Below are 4,805 nucleotides of genomic sequence, written 5' to 3' on the forward strand. Positions count from 1 at the left end.
GGCACGCCGTCCTTGGCCTTGGAGAAGCTGATCTTGTGCTCTTCACGGATGATATCCATGCAGAGCTCGACGCATTCATCGCAGATGAACACGGTCGGCCCGGCGATGAGCTTGCGCACCTCGTGCTGGCTCTTTCCGCAGAAAGAGCAGTACAGCGTGCTTTTGGCGTCTGTGCCGGCGGCTTTGGTCATCGACCCTTCTCACTCCCGCGATGGCCCCGATATGAGGCCAAACGCGCTTCCCTCGCGTTGATTCCCGAACAATGGGCGCAAAGGTCTTCAAAAAATGACAATCACCCATCCCCGCGCCCGCCACAACCCCGCGAAAGCGGTGCAGGAGGCGGAAGCGAACGGTTCACTGTTGATGGTGATCGCGGCGAATGTCTGACATGGGAAGCGACGCTCCGTTTCGCCAGCCGCCCCGCAAGGATCAGGCCATCGTCGCCTTCGACTTCGACGGCACCCTGACGATCCGCGACAGTTTCACCGAATTCCTCCGCTGGCGGGCTGGTCCGGGCGGCTGGGCGCTGGGTCTGGTGAGAATGGCCCCCGCTGTGGCGACCTACGCCCGTGACCGCGACCGCGGCCGGATCAAGGCCGCCTCGGTGCGCGAATTTCTCAGGGGCGTGGACCGCGCCTCGCTGGAGGACGACGCCAATCGCTTCGCTGACCGGATCTGGGACAGATTCATGCGCCCCGACGCGCTCGACTGCTGGAAGGCCTGGGGCGACAGGGGCGCGCACCGCGTCATCGTCACCGCCAGCCCGGAGACCACCGTCGCTCCGTTCGCCCGCCGGCTCGGCGCCGAGGCCCTGCTGGGCACGCCGCTGGTTTTCGACGGCGAAGACCGGGTCACCGGCGCCTTCGCCAGCCCCAACTGCCGCGGCGAGGAGAAGGTGCGGCGGCTGCGCGCGGTCTATGGCGAGCAGGTCCGCCTGGCCGCCGCCTACGGCGACACCTCCGGCGATACGGAGATGCTGCAGATCGCCGGAGAGAAGGGCTTCCGCGTCTTCACCGGCCGCCCCTGAGGGTCACCGCCCCTCGGCGTCGACGTCGAACGCCACCGCCTTGCCGCGCGATGTCGGGTTCCAGCCCGCCTCGATGGCCGCGGCCACGGCGTTGCGCACATGGTCTGTGTTGACGAACTGCTTGTCGGTGTCCGGGCGGCCGTTCGGGCGCAGCGGCGGCGGAAACTGCACCACGGCCTCGCGCTTGAAGTCCTGCAGCCGCAGCGTCACGGCTATGCCTTCCCACTGCCCCCCGGTCGTCGGCCGCGGCTGGCGCCGGAGCTCCCAGTGATAGATCTCTCCGTCGACCTCGACGGTCCCGCTGGTGTCACGCGTCTGCATCCGGGCCTGATAGCACAAACGAAAAAAGGCGCACCGCCTGGCGCGCCTCTTCCGTCGTCGCCGTCAGGACGAGATCAGGCGCCGGGCGTCTTGACGCCGTCCTCGTCGGCCTGTTCGCGCTTGTCGTAGACGTGGTCAACGATGCCCCAGGCCTTGGACTCCTCGGCGCTCATGAAGTGGTCGCGGTCGAGGGTCTTCTCGACCTCCTCATAGGTGCGGCCGGTGTGGTGGACGTAGATCTCGTTCAGGCGCCGCTTGGTGTAGCGAATGTCCTCCGCGTGGCGCTCGATGTCCGAGGCCTGGCCGCGGAAGCCGCCCGAGGGCTGGTGCACCATGATGCGGGCGTTCGGCAGGGCCACGCGCTGGCCGGCGGCGCCGGCGGCGAGGATCAGCGAGCCGGCCGAGGCGGCCATGCCCATGCACACGGTCGAAACCGGCGAGCGGATGTATTGCATGGTGTCGTAGATCGCCAGCGCCGAGGTCACCTGACCGCCGGGGCTGTTGATGTACATGCTGATCTCCTTCTTCGGGTTCTCCGACTCCAGGAACAGCAGTTGGGCGCAGATCAGGGACGCCATGCCGTCCTCGAAGGGCCCGGTCAGGAAGATGATCCGCTCGCGCAGCAGGCGCGAGAAGATGTCGAAGGCCCGCTCGCCCCGGCTGGATTGCTCCACCACCATGGGGACGAGGTTCATGTTCATCAGTTCGATCGGATCGCGCATTCAGGCCTTCTCGGGATGCAGGCGGCGGCGACTCACCGGTCGCGGCCCATGACACACGATATCGCGTCGCCAGCCTCCGGACGCAAGCCGCTGCGACCAGGGTGCGCCCAAACGGTCAGTCGGCGGTGTCCACGGCGTCCGACGCAGCCCTTTCGCGCGCGCGGCGCTGGCGTCCGACCGTGCGGATGATCGACGAGGCCTGGTCGTTGTCGTCGATCCGCTCCTTCGGCGCCCGGTACAGCGCGCGCAGATAGGTCCGGTCCCACGCCGTAAGCCCGTCCACCCCGGCCGGGTCGGCGAAGACGTTCAGCACGGTGTCGAGGCCTGCGGTCTGGCCGTTCGGGTCGACCTGCGCGAGCGCGACCATCGACAGATAGTCGCTGACCTGCCTCAGGTTGGCCCCGCCCAGGCGGTCGGCGTCGACGATGACGATGACCTTGTTCAGCTCGTCGCTTATCGGCCGGCCCTTGTTCACCCGCCCTTCGCCCGGAACGTAGATGGGGCTCGTGTCGCCAGGCATCCGGATGGCCCTTTGGTGGGTCCCGCCGATGACGGGCATGCTGACGTGCCACCAGCGCACCGGCGCGTCCGAGGTCTGGAACGCCTCCAGCGCCTCCCTTCCGCGGTCCAGTCCGCCGACCCCGAGATGGAAGGCGTGCCGGTCGGCCGCGACCAGCGCCGCGGCCATGGCGGGGGCGTCGTCGGCGAAGATGATCACCACATTCGGGGTGCAGCCGGGATCGCCGATCCTCAGCCCCTGCTCCAGCGCCACGCCGGAAACATGGTCGACCACCGCCTGGGCCAATTCGGGCTGCAGGTTGACGACGCCCACGCAGACGCGGCCGCCCCAGCGCGCCAGGCCCCGGCCGGACGCGGGCGCGGCGACCGCCTCGACGAACGCCTCGGCTTCCTCGCGCAGCACGCGGCCCTCGACGATCACCTCTCCCAGATCCGTCGGCGGCGGGTCCTGCACCGGCGCGGCTTGCAGGGAGTCCGGCGTGCCGCCCAGTGCGGCGAGGGCGGCGATGATGGTGATCAGGGACATCGGAAAGCTCCAGGGGCCGGTTACAACTTTCGCGCTAGCATGACAGCAGGTCAACCCATCCGGGTCGAGGCGGCCTATTCCGCCTGCGACCGGTAGGCGGCGGCGATGGCGTCGGCGACGGCCTGGACCTGAACCCTCTGATTGATGCGTTCGGTATAGGATCCGGCGGCGTAAAGCCCCGACAGGTAGGCGCGGTCCCATCCGGTCAGTTCCGTGGGTCCCGTCGCCGGGTCCTCGAACAAATTCAGGATCGTGTCGAACCGGCCTGTGTCGGCGTCCGGATCGACCTGGGCGAGGGCGACCATGGCGAGGTAGTCCCCCAGCTGCTGGGCGCTGGCGCCGTTGAGCCGGTCCACGTCGACGATGATGAAGACGCGCTTGAGCACGTCCTCGTCCTGGTCGTTGAGCCGGGACGGCGCATGCACGGCCATCATCGGCGCATACTCCTGGGCGGTGGTGCTGCCGGCTGCGGCGCCGGCGCCGGTGGTGAACCCCGGAAGGCGGACGGCCGGCAGTCCGGTCTCGCTGTCGACGGGCAGGCTCACATGCCACCAGCGGACCGCCCGGTCAGCGCTGATGAACTCGCGCAGCGCGGCGCCCCCCTGGTCCATGCCTGTGCCGCCGACCCGGAACAGTCTCGGACGACGGGCGACCAGATCTTCGGTGAAGCGGGCGGCGTCCTGGGTGGCGATGATCAGGACGCTGGGGTGGCAGTCCGGCTCATGCGCCCTCAGGCCGACGCTGCGGACCACGTCGGAGACGCGGTCGGCCAGGTATTGGGCGAGTTCCGGCTCGAGATTGGCGACGCCGATGCATACGCCTTCCTTCCAGCGGGCCAGCCCGCGCCTGCGAACCGGCGCGGCGACAAGGTCCACATAGTCCGCGGCGGCCGCCTCCAGCCGGCGGGCGTCGACGACCACATCCTCAAGGCGGACGGGATCGTCGGATGCGGCGGCGGGAGGGTCCTGGGGAGCCGGGCCAGCCAGCGCGAGGGCGGCCACGAAAGCGGCGATCATCGTCGTCTCCATCCGTTCCCGCTGAACCTAACAGCGTTCCGGAAACCGCGCCACGGCCAACACGCGCACAGCGAAACGCCCGGGCGGCGAACCGTCCGGGCGTTCAGGCGGCGAACGCCGCGATGGGGACATTCGGGCCGAAAGGGCTCCGGTCAGATGTCGTCGTCTTCCTTGAGCAGCTCTTCCTTGGTGATCTTGCTGTCGGTCACCTTGGCCTGGTCGAAGATCAGGTCGCAGACCTTCTCTTCATAGATCGGAGCGCGCATCTGGGCGGCGGCGTTCGGGTTCTGGCGGTAGAAGTCCAGCACCTGACGCTCCTGACCCGGGTAGTTGCGGGCCTCGTTCATGATGGCGTTGTTCAGTTCCTGGTCGGTGACCTGAACGTTGTTGGCGCGGCCGATCTCGGCCAGCACCAGGCCCAGGCGCACGCGGCGCTCGGCGATCTTGCGGTACTCTTCCTTGAGCTTCTTCTCGGACTTCTTGGCGTCCTCTTCCGGCAGGCGGCCGGCTTCCTTGTCGGCCTGCACCTGACCCCAGATGCCGTCGAACTCGGCGTCGACCATCTTGGGCGGCAGCGGGAAGTCGTGGGCCTTGTCCAGCTCGTCGAGCAGGGCGCGCTTCAGCTTGAAGCGGGCGGCGCCCTTGTACTGCTGGTTCAGGTTGTCGCGCAGCAG

At 68.4% G+C, this 4,805-nt stretch carries 6 protein-coding genes and 1 pseudogene; 1 reads left to right on the forward strand and 6 read right to left on the reverse strand.

Features of this window, described 5'->3' with window-relative positions; genetic code table 11:
* A partial coding sequence (locus VGD32_RS10220) for a ClpX C4-type zinc finger protein (RefSeq protein ID WP_331031786.1) occupies positions 1-191 on the reverse strand: 191 nt, incomplete at its 3' end.
* Between the two features lie 188 nt (positions 192-379).
* Between VGD32_RS10220 and VGD32_RS10225 the strand changes: the two genes are divergently transcribed.
* The gene (locus VGD32_RS10225) at positions 380-1,027 is read left to right on the forward strand and encodes an HAD-IB family hydrolase (protein WP_331031787.1); all 648 of its coding nucleotides are present in this window, start codon (positions 380-382) and stop codon (positions 1,025-1,027) included.
* A 3-nt stretch (positions 1,028-1,030) separates the two neighbouring features.
* Here the strand turns inward: VGD32_RS10225 and VGD32_RS10230 are convergent, their stop codons facing one another.
* From VGD32_RS10230 to VGD32_RS10250, 5 genes and pseudogenes are all read right to left on the reverse strand, one after another.
* Entirely contained in the window at positions 1,031-1,348 is a 318-nt protein-coding gene (locus tag VGD32_RS10230) for a hypothetical protein (protein WP_331031788.1), read from the reverse strand.
* A gap of 74 nt (positions 1,349-1,422) precedes the next feature.
* Positions 1,423-2,070, reverse strand: a complete 648-nt coding sequence (locus VGD32_RS10235) for an ATP-dependent Clp protease proteolytic subunit (protein ID WP_331031789.1) — start codon at positions 2,068-2,070, stop codon at positions 1,423-1,425.
* A 115-nt stretch (positions 2,071-2,185) separates the two neighbouring features.
* Entirely contained in the window at positions 2,186-3,115 is a 930-nt protein-coding gene (locus VGD32_RS10240) for a hypothetical protein (protein ID WP_331031790.1), read from the reverse strand.
* A 74-nt stretch (positions 3,116-3,189) separates the two neighbouring features.
* Positions 3,190-4,131, reverse strand: coding sequence for a hypothetical protein (locus VGD32_RS10245; RefSeq protein WP_331031791.1), 942 nt, complete (start codon positions 4,129-4,131; stop codon positions 3,190-3,192).
* Between the two features lie 152 nt (positions 4,132-4,283).
* Positions 4,284-4,805: pseudogene (locus VGD32_RS10250) on the reverse strand (trigger factor); the annotation flags it as partial.

This window comes from Brevundimonas sp., assembly GCF_036402095.1.
GTDB lineage: Bacteria > Pseudomonadota > Alphaproteobacteria > Caulobacterales > Caulobacteraceae > Brevundimonas.

Excerpts from the sequence above, each read along its gene's own strand:
- VGD32_RS10225 (WP_331031787.1), top strand. The coding sequence starts at position 380 with ATGTCTGACATGGGAAGCGACGCTCCGTTTCGCCAGCCGCCCCGCAAG.
- VGD32_RS10230 (WP_331031788.1), bottom strand. The coding sequence starts at position 1,348 with ATGCAGACGCGTGACACCAGCGGGACCGTCGAGGTCGACGGAGAGATC.
- VGD32_RS10235 (WP_331031789.1), bottom strand. The coding sequence starts at position 2,070 with ATGCGCGATCCGATCGAACTGATGAACATGAACCTCGTCCCCATGGTG.
- VGD32_RS10240 (WP_331031790.1), bottom strand. The coding sequence starts at position 3,115 with ATGTCCCTGATCACCATCATCGCCGCCCTCGCCGCACTGGGCGGCACG.
- VGD32_RS10245 (WP_331031791.1), bottom strand. The coding sequence starts at position 4,131 with ATGATCGCCGCTTTCGTGGCCGCCCTCGCGCTGGCTGGCCCGGCTCCC.